Below are 17698 nucleotides of genomic sequence, written 5' to 3'. Positions count from 1 at the left end.
CGCACACCCGAAAATGAAAAAGCGCCCGGTCCGGATGGAACGAGCGCCTGTCAAAATATTCCTGTAGAGCCGGCCGCGGGCGGATACCGCCAAACCTTCCAGCCTCCGAAAAGCCCGGCGATCCCTCCGCCCGCACCTTTCCGACTATGCCATGACCCTATCAAACGACCGTCACGCCGTCAAGGACTATTTTCCTATTTCTTGCAAAAACTTTTCTGGCGCCCCATTCGGTGCTATCCTTGCGTCATGATATCCGACGATCTCATCGCCATGGCGCTCGGCATGCCGGAGGCGCGGGAAAGTGCCCATTTCGGCAAGCGCGACTTCCGGGTGGGCGAGAAGGTTTTCATGACTTTGCCGGAGCCGGGCCGCGCCGTTCTCAAGTTCACGCCCGACCAGCAGCTCTTGGTACTGGAAACCGATCCGGGCCTTTGCGCGCCAGTGCCCGGCGGCTGGGGCCGCAAGGGCTGGACCTCGCTCTATTTCGACGGCGCGGATGGCGAGCGGGTGCGCGATCTCATCGGCACCGCCTGGCGAAATGTCGCGCCGAAGAAGCTCGTCAGGACAAGCCTTCACTAGGGCAGTTCCAGCACAAGTGCGCGGCGGCTTTGCGCCCGGAACTGCGAAAAAAACAGGATACTCCGGCCTATTTCCCCTCGCCCACTTCCAGCGGCCAGGTCACCAGATAGTCCTCGTAGTCCTCGATATCGATGCCGACTTCGCTCACGGTGCGGCCGCGGGCGGAAATGCCGGCCTGGTGCACGGTGTCCGGGTCGCCCGAGACGAGCGGGTGCCACCAGTAGAGATCGTGGCCGTCGCGGATCAGGCGATAGCCGCAGGTCGGCGGCAGCCAGGAGATTTCGGCGACGCTTTCGACGGTGAGGCGGATGCAATCCGGCACGGTCGCCTGCCGGTTCTCGTAGTCCGAGCAGCGACAGCTGTCCGTGTCGAGCAACACGCAGCGGATCGAGGTCCAGGCGATCTCGCCCGTTTCCCAGTCCTCCAGCTTGTTGAGGCAACAGAGCCCGCAACCGTCGCACAGGCTCTCCCACTCCACATCGTTCATCTGCCCGAGTGTCTTGGTCTTCCAGAACGGCAGGTCGCCCGGCTTTTCCGCATTCTTGGTCATCATGTCCGACCCCTGAACCCCTTGGCTCCAAAGGTCAAGAGCCGACCGCCGCCGGGACGGAACGACATTTCGTTCTGCTGCCTTCAAAAGACTGCTATCCTGTTCGAATAAACCGGTAGTGACAGGACGTTAACCGGAAACAGGCAGTGTCACGGCGCCTGAACCGAGGAACGCGAGAGACCGCGATCGTGGAAGACGACAGCCAGAAAACCGAAAAACCCCGCCGCCGCAAGCGGCACTTCTTCCTGCGCATCGATTCCTGGATCGACTCCACGGTCTGGAACGCCGGCTTTCGCCTGGGCGAAATCTGGGAAGAGATCACCATTTTCTCCCGTCGCTTCCACGTCAAGGGCTGGAAAAAGGCCGTCTTCGAGCTTGCCGGCGAAGGCATGAACCTCGGCACGGCCGGCTTCGTCCTGCTGCTCGCCCTTGCGCTGCCCGCCTTCGAGGACACCAAGGGCGACTGGCGCGCCCAGAGCGATTTCGCCGTGACCTTCCTTGATCGCTACGGCAACGAGATCGGCCACCGCGGTATCATCCACGAGGATTCCGCCCCGATCGACGAGTTGCCCGATCATCTGATCAAGGCGGTGCTTGCGACGGAGGACCGCCGCTTCTTCAGCCATTTCGGCATCGATTTCCTCGGCCTTGCCCGCGCCATGAACGAAAATGCGCGCGCCGGGGGCGTGGTGCAGGGCGGCTCGACGCTGACCCAGCAGCTCGCCAAGAACCTGTTCCTGTCGAACGAGCGCACCATCGAGCGCAAGATCAAGGAGGCGTTCCTCGCCCTCTGGCTGGAGGCGAACCTTTCCAAGAAGGAGATCCTGCGCCTCTATCTCGACCGCGCCTATATGGGCGGCGGCACGTTCGGCGCGGCGGCGGCGGCGCAGTTCTATTTCGGCAAGAACGTCACCGATGTGAACCTTGCCGAATCCGCCATGCTCGCCGGCCTGTTCAAGGCCCCCGCGCGCTATGCCCCGCATGTGAACCTGCCCGCCGCGCGCGCCCGCGCCAATGAGGTCCTGACCAATCTCGTGCAGGGCGGGCTGATGACCGAGGGCCAGGTGATCGCCGCCCGGCGCAACCCCGCGACCATCATCGACCGCAACGAGAAGACCGCGCCCGATTTCTTCCTCGACTGGGCCTTCGACGAGGTGCAGCGCATCGCAAAGCCCTTCGCCCAGCATTCGCTCATCGTGCGCACCACCATCGACATGGGTTTGCAGGCCGCCGCCGAGGAAGCGGTGGAAAGCGGCCTGCGCCAGTATGGCGACAGTTACCGCGTCAAGCAGGGCGCGCTGGTGATGGTGGAGAACGGCGGCGCGGTGCGCGCCATGGTCGGCGGGCGCGACTACGGCGAAAGCCAGTTCAACCGCGCAACGCGCGCGCTGCGCCAGCCGGGCTCGTCCTTCAAGGGCTATACCTATGCCGCCGCGATGGAAGCCGGCATGACGCCCGAGACGACCATCGTCGATGCGCCGATCAGCTGGAACGGCTGGTCGCCGCAGAACTACGGCCGCAGCTTTGCCGGCCGCATGACGCTGATGACGGCGATGGCGAAGTCGATCAATTCGGTGCCCGTGCGTCTTGCCAAGGACAAGCTCGGCACCAAGCGCATCGCCGAGGTCGCCAGGCTGATGGGCGTGGAGACACCGCTGCGCACCGACAAGACCATGCCGCTCGGCACGTCGGAAGTCACCGTGCTCGACCAGGCGACCGCCCATGCGGTCTTCCCGGCCGGCGGCATGCAGTCGCGCCGCCACGGCATCAGCCAGATCATCAACTACGACGGCGACATCCTCTACGATTTCGGCCGCGACGAACCGCCCGCCGCCCGGGTCCTTTCCGAGGCGGCCAATGCGTCGATGAACAGGATTTTCGTCACCATCCCCGTCAGCGGCACGGCACGGCGCGGCGCGCTCGACCGGGGCATCGTGTCGGGCGGCAAGACCGGCACGACACAGGCTTACCGCGATGCCTGGTATGTCGGCTTCACCGGCAACTACACGACCGCCGTCTGGTTCGGCAACGACGACTATACGTCGACGAACAACATGACCGGCGGCTCACTGCCCGCCATGACCTTCAAGCGGCTGATGGACTATGCCCACCAGGGCATCGAGCTGCGTCCCATCCCCGGCATCGACAATCCGTTGCCGGACGGCAAGAAGGCAACCGAAGTCGCTGCCAAGGCGACCGACGAGAACGCGCTGCCGGCGCTCGTGCGGCCTCGTTCGCTGTCGACGGAGGTCACCAGATTGCTGAAGGATCTCGCCCGCCAGTTCAACGAAGCAAAGCCGCTCAAGGCAGAAGGCCGCGTGGCCGCGCTTGACGGCACTGTTTCGAACCGGACAGAGTGACTAAACGCTGATTCCAACGGTTGACCGTCTTGTTCCGTACCCCCCTCGTCATCGCCACAGCGCTCGCCGTCGCCTTCGGCTTCGGTATCCTGAGTTCGATCTATGCGCTGAGGGCGACGGTCGGCTTCGGCGCAATCACGCTCGGACCGTGGACGGCTTTCCCGACCGCCCAGACGATCAACGCCGATCCCTATGCCAAGGCCCACCGCGCGCGCGACGGCAAGCTGCTGCTCGGCAGTGCAGAAGGCCTCACCTTCACCGCCGCCACGGACAGCGAGAACCGCACGCTCGTCGAGAACTGCCGCTATGAGATCGCCGGCATCACGCCGCCTGCCCGCCTGTGGACGCTGCACGCGGCGGACCGCCGCGGCAACCCGCTCGCCGGCGCCCGCCCGGACCTGCCGACCGGCCTCAACGCCTGGACCGTGTTGCGCAGCCCCGACAGCAGTTTTTCCATCCGCATCGCCTCCACGGCAACGCCCGGAAACTGGCTGGCGCTGCCGGAGGGCACGGCCTCGTTCCTTCTGGTCATGACGCTGCTCGATACGCCGACCGCCGGCAGTTCCGGCGTCATCGACCTTGCCATGCCCGGCATCACGCGACTGGACTGCGCCGATGCGTAGTTTCCTTTATGCCGTTGCCATCGGCCTCGTCGGCGCGGCGCTTCTCCACATCGTCATCATTCTGTCGCTGCCGAGCTTTACCGGGCGCGACGCCTATACGCGGGTACAGACCTTCGGCGAAACGAACCGCTTCTTTGCGCTGGCAAGCGGCGGCGACACGATTGCGCCGATCAATGACGACCCGGCGATGAAGACCGCCGTCTGCGCCTTCTCGGTCGAAAACGGCCCGATCCGCCTGTTCGCCGATGGCGACGTGCCCTTCTGGTCGCTTGCCGTCTATGACAGCGCGTCCAACGAGGTCTTCAGCATGAACGACCGCACCTCGGTCTCCGGCGCGCTCGATACGCTGATCGCAACGCCTATCCAGCTCATCGGCATCCGCAAGGCGGTGCCACAGGAGCTGGAACAGTCGATCCTCGTGGAAATGCGCGGCGACGAAGGCTATGCCGTGCTGCGCACCTTCGTGCCCGCGCAAAGCCGCCAGGAAGCTGCCGCCGCCTTTCTTGGCGAGGCCAGCTGCGAGCTTTTCACGGCAGAGCAATAGGAAGCCGCTCCGAAGGGAGCGTGATGCGGGTATCCCGCAATCCGCGTTGCGCGGCAGTCAGGCGCGCACGCCACCGACCGCTGCCGCGCAGCGATCGAAAGTGCTTTACGGCCGGCGAGCCGTATCCGTCGTGCCGTGCTTGGCCGCCTTGCGGCGCGCAGCCAGCATTGCGGACGTCAGGCGCTCGTAGCGCACACCGGTAAAGAGCAGTATCTGGGCCGGAGCCACAGGTCGAGCGGTGTCGCGTCTCGGCGTTCGCGCGAGCCATTCCGTCAATCGTACCACGTCTGCCATTCTCGCCTCCAAAAGAAGATTCGAGACGGATGAAGTACTCCTACAAATCTCACCCTGCCCGTTGAACGGGCCGGTGCATCCGGTTCCGTCACCCGGACGCGACATGAGCGTGATGCACTCCGGTCGCATGCGGATGGAAAACGGCGATACGGCCCAGAATTTTCCCGTTCTCGGGATAGTGTCTGGTGGCCGCCCGGTATCCGGAACATCGCACCTTTCCCTGCAAAACGGTAGCCCCCTGCGGGAGCAGCCGCTTCCATGGTCGAATCATACCACGTCCAAAGCATTCGACGAGCCGATCCATGTCCTTAAAACTAGCGACCTTTCGGTTAACACACTCTTAACACTACCCTGAATGGCCGCCTTGCGCTGTTTCCTGCGATACAGCCGCCTCGGGAAGCAGCGTCCCGATGCGGCACGCGCTCGCCCGGCCGCCGGCTGCAACCCCGGCGACACTGCCTTGTTAACATTGCGGTTTCCGCGCGAGCAAGGTTAACGGCTCGCTAACGCTTTTCCTCTATTTTTCATGAACGACAACGGGGATCGGCAGGGGGCTGCCGGTCCGGGGATGACAGGTGTTTTGTGGCGGACAGGTTTCGCGAACTGGAGAGACCGCAAGCCGGGCGGCCGAAGGACATCGTATTGATGGCCACGGTCTCCAGCTTCGAGAGCCTGCGCTTTCCGTCGAAATCTGACCTGCTGCAGTTCGGAGAGCTCTTCGAGCCGCTTTATGTCGCCTCTACGGAGGAAGCGCGCCGGCAGGCCGTGGCGGCCCTTTCCCGCTGCCCGCAGGTGCCGGAAGCAACCGCCGTCTTCATCGCGCGCCAGCCGATCAGCACCGCCGCCATCTTCCTCATGGGCTCGAAAGCGATCCCCGACGGCACTTTGCTCCAAATTCTCGGCGCGGCCGGACCGGAGCACGCCCACGCCATCGGCCGGCGTGCGGACCTGTCGCCCGCCGTCGTCGAGGCGCTGGTCGGAACGCACCAGTATCACGCCGCCCGCCGCACCGGCGAGGACCGCGAAGCCGCCCTGCGGGAAGCCGCGCGGCTGGAACGGGAAGAAGAGATCCGGGACGAATTGCGCGCGCTCGTGCGCGCCGCGACACCGCAGGTCGAGGCCCCGGTCCGGCTCGAGCCGGCAAGCGAGATGCACCAGGTGCTGTTCGTGCGCTTTGCGCGCACCGGCGAGGTCGGCATGATTGCCGTGGCGCTCGCCGACGCGCTTTCCTCCAGCCAGTGGCTTTCGGAGCGTATCCTTCTCGATGTTTCGGGACGACAGCTGGCCGAAACGCTCGTGGCGCTCGCCGTGCCCGAGGAAGACAACATCTTTGTGCTGAAAAACATCTATCCGCATCTGGCCGAGGGCGGCGCGCAAACGCTGCTCGCGGCGCTAGACCCGGCCGAGGCGACCCGCCGGGTCGAGAGCTGGCAGCGGGCGGATCGCTACACGAACGGCGACGGCCTGCCGAAGGCGGCCAATGGTGACGACGTTCAGGCGAAGCGGCAGGATGACCACGGCAAATCCTCCAATAGCGGCCGGCAACGCGCCGCCGGCTGACCCGGCTAGAAGTCCCGGCGTCTGGCCGACAGGCGAACCGCCGCATCCTCGCGCCGTCCGGCGGAGAGCGCGGCCAGCACGGTCGCGACGAACATTCCCGAGATCAGCAGTGCGAGGGCAGGCAGCACGACAAGCATGGGGCGCTCCTTCGAGGGTTGGATACAGGCCATTGCCTGCATGCCTGCCCTTTTCCCATGTCGGGCTCCGGCCGGCTGTTCCCGCCGGAACAGGGCCTAACGACGGAAGAACCCGTCGTCCTTCGGCTCAGCGCCGGTAAATTCGATCAGGTCGCCCAGTTCGTCCGTCTCGACGCTCACCACCCACAGATCACTGTCGAAGCGACGTTCCCGTGCGATCGCCTCGGCAACCGCCCCGGCTTCGACGCGCGCAAGCCGCGTCTCGAACAGCCGCCAGCCGCTGTCCTCCTCCTCGAAGAAACTCTGCGGCGCCGGGGCATGCAGGCTTTCGGTGCCATCGCGAAAGGCTTGCCGCACGAACACTGCCCCGGCCTCCTCCGCGCCCTTTGCCTCCACGGCAGCAAAATCGCCGCGGGCAAAGACGCGGCGCATCAGGGCGGAAACGAAGATGTCGGTGCGAAGGCGCATGACGGCGGCATACACGGCGCAAGCAGGCGCTGCAAGGATCGGCGCCGCCCCTCTGTCCCTCACACCCGGATCGCCAGCCTTAGCCCGCCCCAGTGGCGGCCGCCCACGGTGATCGGCGCGGAAATATCCTTCATCAGCACGAACTGTCCGCCGCCCATGTCGCGGCGATAGGTCTGGAGCAGGAACGGCTCCTTGTTGCGGCCCGCCGCCAGTCCCACGCGGTCATTGAAGATGCGGCGATTGCGGCAGTTGGCCATGTTCCAGGCCGGATCGTCCGGCCGCTGCGGCGCGGAGAATTTCTGGTTGTGCGTCGGCAGGTAGCCGTTCTCGTCGATCGCCGCGCAAAAGGCGATCCGCTCGTCGCCCGCCACCGCCGGTTCCTGGATCGCCGGCAGGGCGCGGTCGGTAAAGTCGGTGAAGCGCGTCACCATCTGCACCGGGTCCGTGCCGGGGACCGGGCGGTACTGGCGGTCGAACAGCGCCTCCATGCCGATCTCGCCGCTACGCACCGCCTCCGCAAAGCGGAGGGACACCGTGTCCGCCAGATGCTGCACGAGATTGATATAGGGACTGTCCGGCGTCTCGATGCCGGCGCTCGCCGTCGCCTGGATGATGCGCTCTGAAATCGCCACGACCTCGACGACCTTGGCGGAGGCGCCCTGCAGCATTTCGTTGGAGCGGATGATCTGCGCCGAAGCCGCGCCGATGGAACGGGCGAACTCGCTGCATTCCTTGTCGACCGCACCCGTCGTCGCGGCCAGCGAGGAGGCGCTGTCGAGGATTTTCGACATGACCTCTTCGACACCGGCGAACGAGCCCTGCACCTGTGACGCCGTCGTCTTGACGCCCTCGGCCGAAACCCGCGCGCCCTCGCCCGCCCCTTCCAGCCGGTCGATCCGGGCGCGCAGTTCCTGAAGCGTCTTCTGGATGGAGGCCGTCGTGTTGGAGGTTTCCAGCGACAGCGCCCGCACTTCCGCCGCCACGACCGCAAAGCCCTTGCCCGCGTCGCCCGCCCGCGCCGCCTCGATGGCGGCGTTCAACGCCAGCAGGTTGGTCTGGCGGGCAATCGTGCCGATGGCATCCGCCAGCCGCCCGACATCGGCAAGCGCCCCGGCAAAGGCCGAGATTTCCGCGCCGATTTCGTTGGAGGCGGTCACCATGTTGTCGATGGCGGCAATCGAACCGTCGAGCTGCACGGCCTGCTCGCCCAGCACCTTGCGGGCGCTAGCGGCAAGCTGGTCGGTTTCGCCGAGCGCACGGGCAATGTCGCCATTGGTGCCGGCAATCGCCGTCGCCGATTGGGTCAGGCGGGTAAAGAGCGCCGCATGCTCGCGCGACTGGGCGGCGGTATCCTGGATAGAGCCGGCAATATCGACGAGATGCAGCCCAAGATCGGATGCCTCCGCGGCCAGCGATCCCACCACCCGACGCAGCGTTGCGGCATCGGCCAGCGGCTCGACAGCCCCCTCTTCCCAAGTATCCGTAGTCTTACGCAAGGCAGCGCTGGACATAGTTCGACGATCCTCCGATTATCGGAAGATCATCCGGCAGACATGGTTAAGATATCCTTTAAAAACAACCTTCAGATGTATTTCTTGCAGGAGTACGACTTTGGTCGCATGCCGCCTTTACAGCGCGCCGATATCCTTGAGCTTGGCGAGCACCTGGTCATTTGGCTGGCCGGTCACCGGCAGGCGGTAATGCTTCTCGAAATGGCGGATCGCAGTGCGCGTCTTCTCGCCGATCAGCCCGTCCACGGCGATATCCGTATAGGCGATATTGCTGAGCCCCTTCTGAATCTTCATCACCAGGTCGCTCGGGGCGGGCCTTGCAACGGCGGAGGTGACGGCCGGATCCGCCTCAGCCTCCATGATCGCGGCGGCGACCGGGTCGCCCTCGTCCTGCGCGGGCTGGCGCTCGATGACCTTTGCCACCTCGTCGAAAGGCCGTTCGGCCGGCGTCACGTCGGAGATTTCCGGCAGGTCCTGCTCTTCCTCGCGCTCGATGACGAAGGTCGTCACATCCTGCGGCTCGGGCATGGCGGCGGTGAAGCCGAGGGAATTGTCGGCCGAACGCATCTTCAGGAACGGCGCCGGGTGGCCTCCCGGCTGATACCAGAGCGCATTGGCGGCAATGAAGGAGAAAACGACGAGGAAGGCGCAGGTGCCGCCGACGCTGCTGGGATGGCGCGCCGCCAGCCCGCCGAGCGCGACGAGGCCCCTCAGCGCGATATTGGGCCGCTTCTGCGGCTGCGCGCGCGCACCGGACCGGCCCTTGCGGACCTGGCCCTGCGGCCGCCGCTCAGGCTGTCTTCTGACGTGCGCGTTCATCTTGCGTGTCCTTGCCATCCTTCGATGGCTGGTAAACGGTCTCCAGGGCCACCGCAAGGCGCGGCGGGAAATCCACGGTGGACGAAGGTTCCGCGCCAGGCTCGCCCTCGCACGCGACGCCCGAACCGTCGGCCGGCACGCGGATGGTAATGACCGTGCCCTCGCCCGGCCGGCTCTGCATGGTGAAGCTGCCGCCATGCAGCGCTACCAGCCCCTTGACCAGCGAGAGACCGAGGCCGGTGCCCTCGTATTTGCGGGTATATTCGTTCTGCACCTGCATGAAGGGCTGACCGATCAGCGCCAGCTTGTCTGCCGGAATGCCGATGCCGGTGTCGCTGACGATGAGCAGTAGGTCCTTGCCCTCGCGCGCCGCATCGATGGTGACGATGCCGCCGCGGTCGGTGAACTTGATCGCGTTGCCGACGAGGTTGATCAGGATTTGCTGGATCGCCCGCTGGTCGGCAACCGCCTCGCCGATGGCGCGCGGCACGCGGCTCGTCAGCTTGATGCCCTTGTCGCGCGCCTGGAGGCCGAGCATCTGCTCGCAGGCCTTGACGCTGTCCGAGACGATGAAGGGTTCCATCAGCAGCTCGTAGCGGCCGGCCTCGATCTTCGAGACGTCGAGCATCGTGTTGACCACCGAAAGCAGATGCGCGCCCGACTGGTGGATCAGCGCCACATATTCGCGCTGGCGGTCGTTTTCGAGCTTGCCGAAATACTCGCCCGTCAGGATATCCGAGAAGCCGAGAATAGCGTTGAGCGGCGTGCGCAGCTCGTGGCTGACGGCGGCGAGGAAGCGGGTCTTGGCGTCGTTGGCCGATTCGGCTTCTTCCGCCTTGCGGGCGTTCTCGCTCTTCAGCTTCGCCTCGTCGGAAATGTCGCGCGACTGGGCGACGACGGCGGCAAGCGCACCGTCGGGACCGGCCAGCGCCGTCATTTCCACGCGCATATGCACGAACTGCTCTGCATTCACCTCGATGCGCGGACGATCGATGCGGATGTCGACGGTCTCGCGCGTGCCGCCCTGGCGCAGGCGGTCGATCGCGGCAAGGAAGCCGATACGGTCGGAAACGTGGATCTGGTCGAGATAGCCGCGTCCTGCCGGATCGCGCATCCAGCACAGCATGTCGGCGCGGTCGCGGCCATGCACGGCGGTCACGAAGCCGCGCGCATCGTGCAGCGTCACGAGGCCCGCGAAGAGATCATAAGGAGAAACAGGAGCGGGAGCGGCATTCGCCAGTTCCTGCGCAAAGGTCTTCGGCTCGGCCGGTGCCGGCTGGCGCGCGGAGGTTGCGGCGGCAACAAACAGCGCGCCGGCGCCGGCAAGCGCCACGCCCGCGGGCAGTGCGGCGGAAGCAGGCATGACCGCCGAAAGGGCAAGCGGCAGGCCGGGTACGGCGGCAAGCAGCGCCAGCGTCGTTGCGCGCAGCGACGCGGACGGGCGGGCCGCGGCGGCGTCGATGCCAGCAACGCCAGCAACGGCGCCCAGACGGGCTGCCATTCTGTCAGCGATGGTGGTCAATTGGCGCAACGCAAAACCCTGCCGTTCGTGTTCTTTTGTGTGAGCCCAAAATCGCATTGGCGGCTTAAGGAAAGGATAAACGCCAGGGGCCGGAAAGGGCGGAAAAAGGCCCAAAAGTCCCATTTCGGGTCAATCCAAAGGCCATTCGTCCGGCGTGGTTAACGGGGCGTAAGCGCCTCATTTTGCGGCATTTTTCTGTTCATATTAACTTCTGGGGCAAAGCGCCGCAAACCGCCCTCCCGGCATTCCGGGCGCTGCCAGCGGCAAGCCCCGCCATCATCCTTAACGGCAATCGCTAAAATCTGCCTCAAATGCCTGCAAGGTGCGGATTAGTTCGCATTTTAATCAAAACTGGGCAAAAGCCGAGTGATTCCAGAAAAGGGGAATTTCCTTCCGGCCCGTATTCTCGCATCAACGGTTCGCCAAGGACCAGACAAGCCGAAGGCCGCAAAGAGCCGAGGCCCAATATAAGGATGGCAAGCGATGTGGTTTCTGATCAAGGGAACGTTCTGGTTCTCGATGGTTCTCGTACTGCTCCCCTTCCTGGACGCGGAATCCTCCGCGAAACTGGAAAAGGGGCCGACCGTCCAGATCGGTGATACGTTCAGCGCCGCAACCGACGCGCTCAACTATGTGACCGCCATGTGCCTGGAGAAGCCGGACGTCTGCGAGAAGGGTGCGGAAACCTTCGTCGCCCTCGGCCACCGGGCCCGCGAGGGCGCCCGCATCGCCTACCAGTTCCTCGATACCCAGTTTGCCGAAGAAGGCGCCGATATCGCCAAGGCGATGCCGGAGAAGAAGGAAGCGCTCGGCCAGCCGCTTCCGGCCGTCGCCGAAATCGATGCCGATGACGAGGTCATCACCGGCACCGTCGCCGTCCCGACCCGCCGCCCCGCCCACGAGGGCTGAGCCGACCGTTTCTTTCCCGCGCAATTCCGGCTTCCCATCCTGCCGGACCTGCTTTCAAGTTTCTGCCTGCCTGACTGTTGCCCTGCAACCGCCGTATGGATCCGTTCCATACGGCGTTTCTTTCTATTCGGGCGGATTCCGGTTCAAATTGCGGGTGCGCTCACCTATCTATAAGGAGACAATGCCCGCAGACGGATACCCCATGGCCACGCTACAGCAGATCATCGACGACTTCGCCTTCCTCGACGAATGGGAGGATCGCTACCGCTATGTCATCGAACTCGGCAAAGCGCTGCCGGACCTGCCGGAAGACCAGCGCACGGCCGAGAACAAGGTACAGGGCTGCGCCAGCCAGGTCTGGCTCGTCAGCAGCACCGACAACGGCGTCGATCCGGTGATGACCTTCGACGGTGATTCGGACGCCCATATCGTGCGCGGCCTCGTCGCCATCGTGCTCGCCATCTATTCCGGCAAGCGCGCCTCCGAAATCGCCGCCCTCGACGCCATCGACACCTTCAACGCGATCGGCCTTGTCGAACACCTCTCCTCCCAGCGCGCCAACGGCCTGCGCTCGATGGTCAAGCGCATCCGCAACGAAGCGGCGGTGAAGGTCGCGGCCTGAGCAATGTTCCGGGACTGCCCCTCATCCGCCTGCCGGCAGGCTGGATGAGGCGCGCCGGCTACCGCTACATTTCCGGCCGATACCCCTCAGCCCCCCAGACATGTGACCGTCGCCCGGCGGGCGATGGCGGGGCATAGTGCCGGGCGAGCGCCATCAGCGCGGCGCGCAGCATGAGTTTTGCCGAGCGCGCCGGCCATTGCCGCTCGCGCTCCACCATCTCCAGCCCCTTCATGAAGCAGCAGACATCGAGCGCGACACCGGAAAGCTCCGGCCCGATCGCCTCGACGGCGCGGGCGACGCGCAGCCTTGCGGCAAGCGCCGTGTCGGTGAGTTCGCGCGCCATGCCCGCCTCGCCCTTCTGGCGCGTGGCGATGCGCGGCTCGAACGACATGGTCATGCGCGGCTGCAGCCCGCCACGGGTGAAATCGGCGTGCAACCGGTCACCGGCGGCGATGGCGCTTTCCGGCAGGTAAGCCTCGCCGGTCTTTTCCTTCAGCCGCGCCAGACCCGCCAGCGGCGATTCCAGCCGGTTGGAAAGCACCTTCTCCCGCACCCCGTCGCGCAGCACGACCACCTCGGCCAGATCACGGTGCTGGCCGGCATAGGGCATCCCCGTTTCGCAGAGCCGGCGTTTCAGATGCGCGCGCGCCTCCGGCGTCGCCGCGAGCCGGTCGCCGCTGCGGCAAACGAGCCCGAGGCGCACCGCCACCTCGACAACCGGGAGCAGGAGCGGTTGCGCACGCCCGTCGGGAGAGACCAGGCTGTCATTGGCGGCGATCTCTGCCGGCCCGCCAGCCAGCAGGAAACGCAGGAGCCTTGCCAGTTCGGCATCGTTCTGTTTCGCAGCGCTCCTATTCATGACTGCCGATCCCCGCCGGGCCGAAGACGGAAATGACGACCCGCTCGATGGCGGAAACAAAGGCGTCGAAGGCGGCATCGTCGCGGCGGTCCTCCACCACATTGCAGGCATGGCCGACAGTGGTGCGGTCGCGGCCGAAGGCGGCGCCGATCTCCGATTGCGACAGCCGCAGCACGACGTGGCAGACATACATGGCGATCTGGCGCACATGGCAGGTGGAGCGCCGCCCGTCGCGGCGGCGCAGCGCCCAGTCGCTCGCCATCGCCGTCATTTCCAGGACGAGCTGGCGCACGATGCGGCAGGCGACCGGCGCAGGAACAAATGGCGCTTGCGGCAGATCCGTCATGCCGCGGGCGCGTCCGGCCGCTTCATCCGGCTCCCGGCTCTTGGTCTCCGGCGCCGGATTGTTGCCGGCAACCGGCTGGGGAAAAGGCTGCCGATGGGAAACGAGGAACTGGTGCATGGCTTGCGACTCCATTGATAGGAATTTATTCATACACCCTAGAGGATGGGCGGGGATGAATGAAGTATCAACCCGCAACCAGTCCTTGAATTTTTAACTATATTTTAGACATATATCCCCAATTAAGGCTTTTATTCCTCTGCGTCACTCCCCCTGCCCGGATTCAGCGGCTTTCCTGCCGGCAAAACAAAAAAACCGGGGCCTTGCGGCCCCGGTCTTGCGATTTCGATTTGAGCATTTCCAGCCGAAGCGGCATCGCCTCGGCATTGGACAATGCGGTGCTTACTTGCCCTTGCGGCGCTGGCCGAGGCCCATTTCCTTGGCAAGGCGCGAGCGGGCTTCGGCATAGGAGGGAGCGACCATCGGATAGTCGGCCGGCAGATCCCACTTTTCGCGGTACTCTTCCGGGGTCATGCCGTGATGGGTCATCAGGTGGCGCTTCAGCGACTTGAACTTCTGGCCGTCCTCGAGACAAATGATGTAGTCGTTCTGCACCGACTTCTTCACCGGCACCGGCGGCTTGGGCTTTTCGGCGACGACGGGAGCCTCGACGACAGCGGCGGGCTGCGTCGTGTTGTTGAGGGCTGCATGCACGTCGGCAATCAGGCCCGGCAGTTCCGAAACCGGCACAACATGGTTACCGACATAGGCCGCGACGATATCCGCAGTCAGTTCCACAAGCAGGTTGGAGCCGGCGCCAAGGGTAGTTTCAGACATTTGTTTCTCCTGTCGGATGACGCAAAACCGATGACCCGTCATCGATGCGATTGTTGAATTTCAGATAAAGCCCGTTACGGGCTGATTGTATGGCGTGGCGATGCTCGCATGCATGATGCGCTTCAAAGCACTGTCGCCAACGACAATATATTTTTTGACCACAGCGGAGGCGACTTCCGCAAGATAGCTTATCGAGCGCATATACCGATTGAACTCAGATGCAGCGTACACACAACTTAGACTGGAAATATACGCGCAAACTAAATCAACAGACACGCTTTACTTAGATTGAGATATCACTCTTCAATTCGTTGTCCAGTATTAATTTGAATAATATATGGCAAGAGCTTCTATCCAATCGCTCTGCCCACTGAAAAGAAAAGGATACTGTAAATTTTCGGGATAGGCACATTAACTGTCCGTCAACGCTTCTTGGCGTTGCGTTCCTGTGCGTCGCGCATATCGTCGATCACGCTCGCCCGCGTCAGGCGATAGCCCGCGCCATGTGCGGCCTTCGCCACCAGATGGGCGGCAATCGGCGCGGTCAGCACGAAAAAGACGAAACCGGCCAGCGCCCGCGCGAAGATCGCCACATCCATCGAATGAATGCCGGCGGCAAACAGCATCAGCCCGGACCCCACCGTGCCGGCCTTGGAGGCCGCGTGCATGCGGGTATAGACGTCCGGCAGGCGCACGACGCCGAGCGCCGCGAGGAAGGTGAATACGCCGCCTGCAACCAGCATGGCGCCGGCCACGAATGCCAGAACCAGTTCCATCATCGACGCGCCCTCCCCTTCTTGCCCTGCCTGCCCTGCCGCTGCGTCCTCGGCGCGGTTTCGTCTTCCTCGCCCGCCTGCATGCCCTGGCGCATGACGAAACGCGCGAAAGCGACGGTCGCGAGAAAGCCGACGAGGCCGAGCGCGATGGCGATATCGATATAGAGGTTGAAGCCGGTCCGGATCGCGATCACGGCGATGAAGCCGATGGCGATGGCGACCAGCATGTCGAGCGCGACGATGCGGTCCGGCAGCGTCGGCCCCCGGATGACGCGGAAGGCCGTCAGGAAAAGGGCCGCGCACATCAGGAAGAGCGCGATCGTCGCGGCGGCGGAGATGACGGTTTCGGCATCCATCAGCGGAAGGCCTCCAGGATTTTCTTCTCGAAGCCGTTGGCGATGTCGCGGCGCGCGCCGACCGGATCGGAGCAGTCGAGCGCGTGCACGTAGAGCACCTTGCGGTCTTCGGACACATCGACGGACAGCGTGCCCGGCGTCAGCGTGATGAGATTGGCGAGCAGCGTGATCTCGAAATCCCGGTCGACCTTCAGCGGAAAGGCGAAGATGCCGGGCTTCAGCACCATTTTCGGGCTCGCCACCAGGACCGCGACCTTGAAGGCCGACAGGGCGAGTTCCTTGATGAACAGCACCACCAGCGACAACAGCTTCAGCGGCCGGATGCGCCTGCCATCGGGCTGGATATGGCCACGGATCAGCAGCAGGGACAGCGCACCGGCGACGATGCCGAGCACGAGATTGGGGATGGTGAAGCTGCCGGAAACGGCAAGCCAGACGAGGGCGAAGACGGCGATGATGGCTGCGGGCCGCATGTCAGTTCACCCCCGGAAAGACGGAGCCGATATAGGCGCGCGGATCGGCAAGCCCCTGCGCGGCAAGCTGGACGGTCGACAGCAGCGCCTCGGGCAACAGGCCGAAGACGACCGTCAGCACCGTCAGGACGGCCAGCGGCAGCAGCGCGCTTGCCGGCATGGTTTGCGCCGGCAGGGCCTCGCCCGCCGGACGCCAGTAGGCGAGCAGGAAGACGCGGCCGAGCGCGATGGTGGTGATGAACCCGGTGAGGAACACCGTGGCCGCCAGCCACCAGGCGCCGATATCCATGGCGGCCTTGGCCACCATGACCTTGGGCCAGAAGCCGGAGAACGGCGGCAGGCCGGAGACCGAGAAGAACAGCACAAGCGACAGGGCGGAAAACAGTGCCGAGCGCGTGTAGAGGCCGCCGAGCCTGTTGAGGTCGAAGCTGCCCGTCAGCCGGCCGGCAAGCCCGGCCGCCATGTAGAGCGCCGTCATCACCACCATCGAATGCAGCGCATAGAAGATCGCCCCGCCCACGCCGCCGGGGCTGCCGAGCGAAAGCCCGGCAAGCATGACGCCGATGCCCGAAATGACGACATAGCCGAGCAGCCGGCGCAGGTCGCTCTGGGCGAGCGCGCCGAGCGCACCGAGGATCATGGTGGCCGCAGCGGCAAGCGCGATGACGAAGCTCAGTTCTTCGCGCTCGACGGGGAAGAGCATGATCTGCGTGCGCAGCAGCGCATAGACGCCGACCTTCGTGAGAAGGCCGGCAAACAGCGCCGACACCACGACACGCGGCGTATGGTAGGAGGCCGGCAGCCAGAAATTCACCGGGAAGGCCGCCGCCTTCATGCCGAAGGCCAGCAGGTAGAGCGTCGCGAGCGTCATCAGCGGCAGGTCGGCGCGCCCGGCCGCCGCCTTGGTGGCGATATCGGCCATGTTGAGCGTGCCGAAGATGCCGTAGAGATAGCCGGTGGTGACGAGGAACAGCGTCGTCGCGACGAGATTCAGGAATGCATACTTGATCGCGCCGTCGACCTGCCGCGGCTCCGAGCCGAGCGTGATCAGGCCGAAGGACGAGATCAGCAACACCTCGAACCAGACATAGAGATTGAAGATGTCGCCCGTCAGGAACGCGCCGGAAACGCCGGCCATCAAGAGCAGCAGGAACGGATAGAAGCCGTAACGCCGGCCACTGCCGTCGATATCGCTCAGCGCATGCACCGCGCCGGCCAGCGCCACCACCGCACCGGCAAGCGCGAAGAGCACCCCCGTCAGGTCCGCCGTGAAGGCGATGCCGAAGGGCGGCAGCCAGCGGCCCATGACCATGGTGACGGGACCGTTCGTCGATACATGGATCAGGAGCAGCGCATCGAGCAGCACGAGCACGGCGAGCGCCGGGACGGCGAGCCATCCCTGCAGGTGAAGCGACTTGCGCATCATCAGAAGCACCGCGCCGGCAAGGATGCACCAGGCGGGCGGCAGCACGACCAGCCAGTCGGCGGGCGCGACCGGGGTCATGACGAAGGCTGCGGAGAGATCAACGGTGTTCACGGCCATAGGCGGGGCGGTT

General features: G+C 64.7%; 21 protein-coding genes. 7 read left to right on the top strand and 14 right to left on the bottom strand.

All coding sequences use genetic code 11. The annotated features are described in order from the left end of the window. Positions 1-246 precede the first annotated feature (246 nt). Entirely contained in the window at positions 247-579 is a 333-nt protein-coding gene (locus WA950_RS04370) for an MmcQ/YjbR family DNA-binding protein (RefSeq protein ID WP_424550454.1), read from the top strand. A 67-nt stretch (positions 580-646) separates the two neighbouring features. Here WA950_RS04370 and WA950_RS04365 read toward each other — a convergent pair whose 3' ends face one another. Next, positions 647-1129 (bottom strand): YcgN family cysteine cluster protein, encoded by a 483-nt coding sequence (locus WA950_RS04365; protein WP_424550541.1) that lies wholly within the window; start codon positions 1127-1129, stop codon positions 647-649. Between the two features lie 188 nt (positions 1130-1317). Between WA950_RS04365 and WA950_RS04360 the strand changes: the two genes are divergently transcribed. Genes WA950_RS04360 through WA950_RS04350 form a run of 3 tightly spaced genes read left to right on the top strand, consistent with a single transcriptional unit; the run spans position 1318 to position 4656 of the window. Beyond that, the gene (locus WA950_RS04360) at positions 1318-3489 is read left to right on the top strand and encodes a transglycosylase domain-containing protein (protein ID WP_424550453.1); all 2172 of its coding nucleotides are present in this window, start codon (positions 1318-1320) and stop codon (positions 3487-3489) included. Between the two features lie 29 nt (positions 3490-3518). Continuing rightward, a complete protein-coding gene (locus WA950_RS04355; RefSeq protein ID WP_424550452.1) occupies positions 3519-4112 on the top strand; it encodes a DUF1214 domain-containing protein in 594 nt (197 codons plus the stop codon). Next, a complete protein-coding gene (locus WA950_RS04350) occupies positions 4105-4656 on the top strand; it encodes a DUF1254 domain-containing protein (protein WP_424550451.1) in 552 nt (183 codons plus the stop codon). The genes WA950_RS04355 and WA950_RS04350 overlap by 8 nt, the downstream gene beginning before the upstream one ends. Before the next feature lie 105 nt (positions 4657-4761). On the opposite strand, the gene WA950_RS04345 is transcribed toward WA950_RS04350, so the two are convergent. After that, entirely contained in the window at positions 4762-4950 is a 189-nt protein-coding gene (locus tag WA950_RS04345) for a hypothetical protein (protein ID WP_424550450.1), read from the bottom strand. A 645-nt stretch (positions 4951-5595) separates the two neighbouring features. Here WA950_RS04345 and WA950_RS04340 point away from each other — a divergent pair. Beyond that, positions 5596-6510 (top strand): DUF2336 domain-containing protein, encoded by a 915-nt coding sequence (locus WA950_RS04340; protein WP_424550449.1) that lies wholly within the window; start codon positions 5596-5598, stop codon positions 6508-6510. 5 nt (positions 6511-6515) lie between these two features. Here WA950_RS04340 and WA950_RS04335 read toward each other — a convergent pair whose 3' ends face one another. The 5 genes from WA950_RS04335 to WA950_RS04315 form a co-directional block, all read right to left on the bottom strand. Next, positions 6516-6647: a hypothetical protein gene (locus WA950_RS04335; protein ID WP_424550448.1), complete on the bottom strand. Its 132-nt coding sequence runs from the start codon at positions 6645-6647 to the stop codon at positions 6516-6518. 96 nt (positions 6648-6743) lie between these two features. Next, a complete protein-coding gene (locus WA950_RS04330; RefSeq protein WP_424550447.1) occupies positions 6744-7115 on the bottom strand; it encodes a DUF1491 family protein in 372 nt (123 codons plus the stop codon). 59 nt (positions 7116-7174) lie between these two features. After that, on the bottom strand, positions 7175-8626 hold the full coding sequence (locus WA950_RS04325) for a methyl-accepting chemotaxis protein (protein ID WP_424550446.1): 1452 nt from the start codon (positions 8624-8626) through the stop codon (positions 7175-7177). A gap of 117 nt (positions 8627-8743) precedes the next feature. Then, positions 8744-9445 (bottom strand): peptidoglycan-binding domain-containing protein, encoded by a 702-nt coding sequence (locus tag WA950_RS04320; RefSeq protein WP_424550445.1) that lies wholly within the window; start codon positions 9443-9445, stop codon positions 8744-8746. Beyond that, positions 9417-10946, bottom strand: a complete 1530-nt coding sequence (locus WA950_RS04315; RefSeq protein WP_424550444.1) for a sensor histidine kinase — start codon at positions 10944-10946, stop codon at positions 9417-9419. Before WA950_RS04315 ends, WA950_RS04320 begins: the two co-directional genes overlap by 29 nt. 504 nt (positions 10947-11450) lie before the next feature. Between WA950_RS04315 and WA950_RS04310 the strand changes: the two genes are divergently transcribed. Together WA950_RS04310 and WA950_RS04305 are read left to right on the top strand one after the other, a co-directional pair. After that, positions 11451-11876, top strand: a complete 426-nt coding sequence (locus WA950_RS04310; protein WP_424550443.1) for a DUF5330 domain-containing protein — start codon at positions 11451-11453, stop codon at positions 11874-11876. A gap of 202 nt (positions 11877-12078) precedes the next feature. Then, entirely contained in the window at positions 12079-12498 is a 420-nt protein-coding gene (locus tag WA950_RS04305; protein WP_424550442.1) for a SufE family protein, read from the top strand. A gap of 64 nt (positions 12499-12562) precedes the next feature. On the opposite strand, the gene WA950_RS04300 is transcribed toward WA950_RS04305, so the two are convergent. The 7 genes from WA950_RS04300 to WA950_RS04270 form a co-directional block, all read right to left on the bottom strand. Beyond that, positions 12563-13357 (bottom strand): DUF6456 domain-containing protein, encoded by a 795-nt coding sequence (locus WA950_RS04300; RefSeq protein ID WP_424550441.1) that lies wholly within the window; start codon positions 13355-13357, stop codon positions 12563-12565. Beyond that, the gene (locus tag WA950_RS04295; RefSeq protein WP_424550440.1) at positions 13350-13820 is read right to left on the bottom strand and encodes a helix-turn-helix domain-containing protein; all 471 of its coding nucleotides are present in this window, start codon (positions 13818-13820) and stop codon (positions 13350-13352) included. The genes WA950_RS04300 and WA950_RS04295 overlap by 8 nt, the downstream gene beginning before the upstream one ends. Positions 13821-14102: 282 nt before the next feature. After that, on the bottom strand, positions 14103-14537 hold the full coding sequence (locus WA950_RS04290) for a MucR family transcriptional regulator (protein WP_424550439.1): 435 nt from the start codon (positions 14535-14537) through the stop codon (positions 14103-14105). 422 nt (positions 14538-14959) lie between these two features. Then, positions 14960-15316: a monovalent cation/H(+) antiporter subunit G gene (mnhG, locus tag WA950_RS04285; protein WP_424550438.1), complete on the bottom strand. Its 357-nt coding sequence runs from the start codon at positions 15314-15316 to the stop codon at positions 14960-14962. Next, positions 15313-15669 carry a cation:proton antiporter gene (locus tag WA950_RS04280; RefSeq protein ID WP_424550437.1) on the bottom strand — a complete coding sequence of 119 codons (357 nt, stop codon included), beginning with the start codon at positions 15667-15669 and terminating at the stop codon, positions 15313-15315. Before WA950_RS04280 ends, mnhG begins: the two co-directional genes overlap by 4 nt. After that, entirely contained in the window at positions 15669-16142 is a 474-nt protein-coding gene (locus WA950_RS04275) for a Na+/H+ antiporter subunit E (protein ID WP_424550436.1), read from the bottom strand. Before WA950_RS04275 ends, WA950_RS04280 begins: the two co-directional genes overlap by 1 nt. 1 nt (position 16143) lies before the next feature. Further along, positions 16144-17685, bottom strand: a complete 1542-nt coding sequence (locus tag WA950_RS04270) for a Na+/H+ antiporter subunit D (RefSeq protein WP_424550435.1) — start codon at positions 17683-17685, stop codon at positions 16144-16146. Between the last annotated feature and the right edge of the window lie 13 nt (positions 17686-17698).

The organism is Shinella sp., from assembly GCF_049651085.1.
In the GTDB taxonomy this organism is placed as follows: domain Bacteria; phylum Pseudomonadota; class Alphaproteobacteria; order Rhizobiales; family Rhizobiaceae; genus Shinella.
The sequence above is the reverse complement of the archived record's forward strand: the minus strand, read 5'-3'. Positions and strand labels throughout refer to the sequence as shown.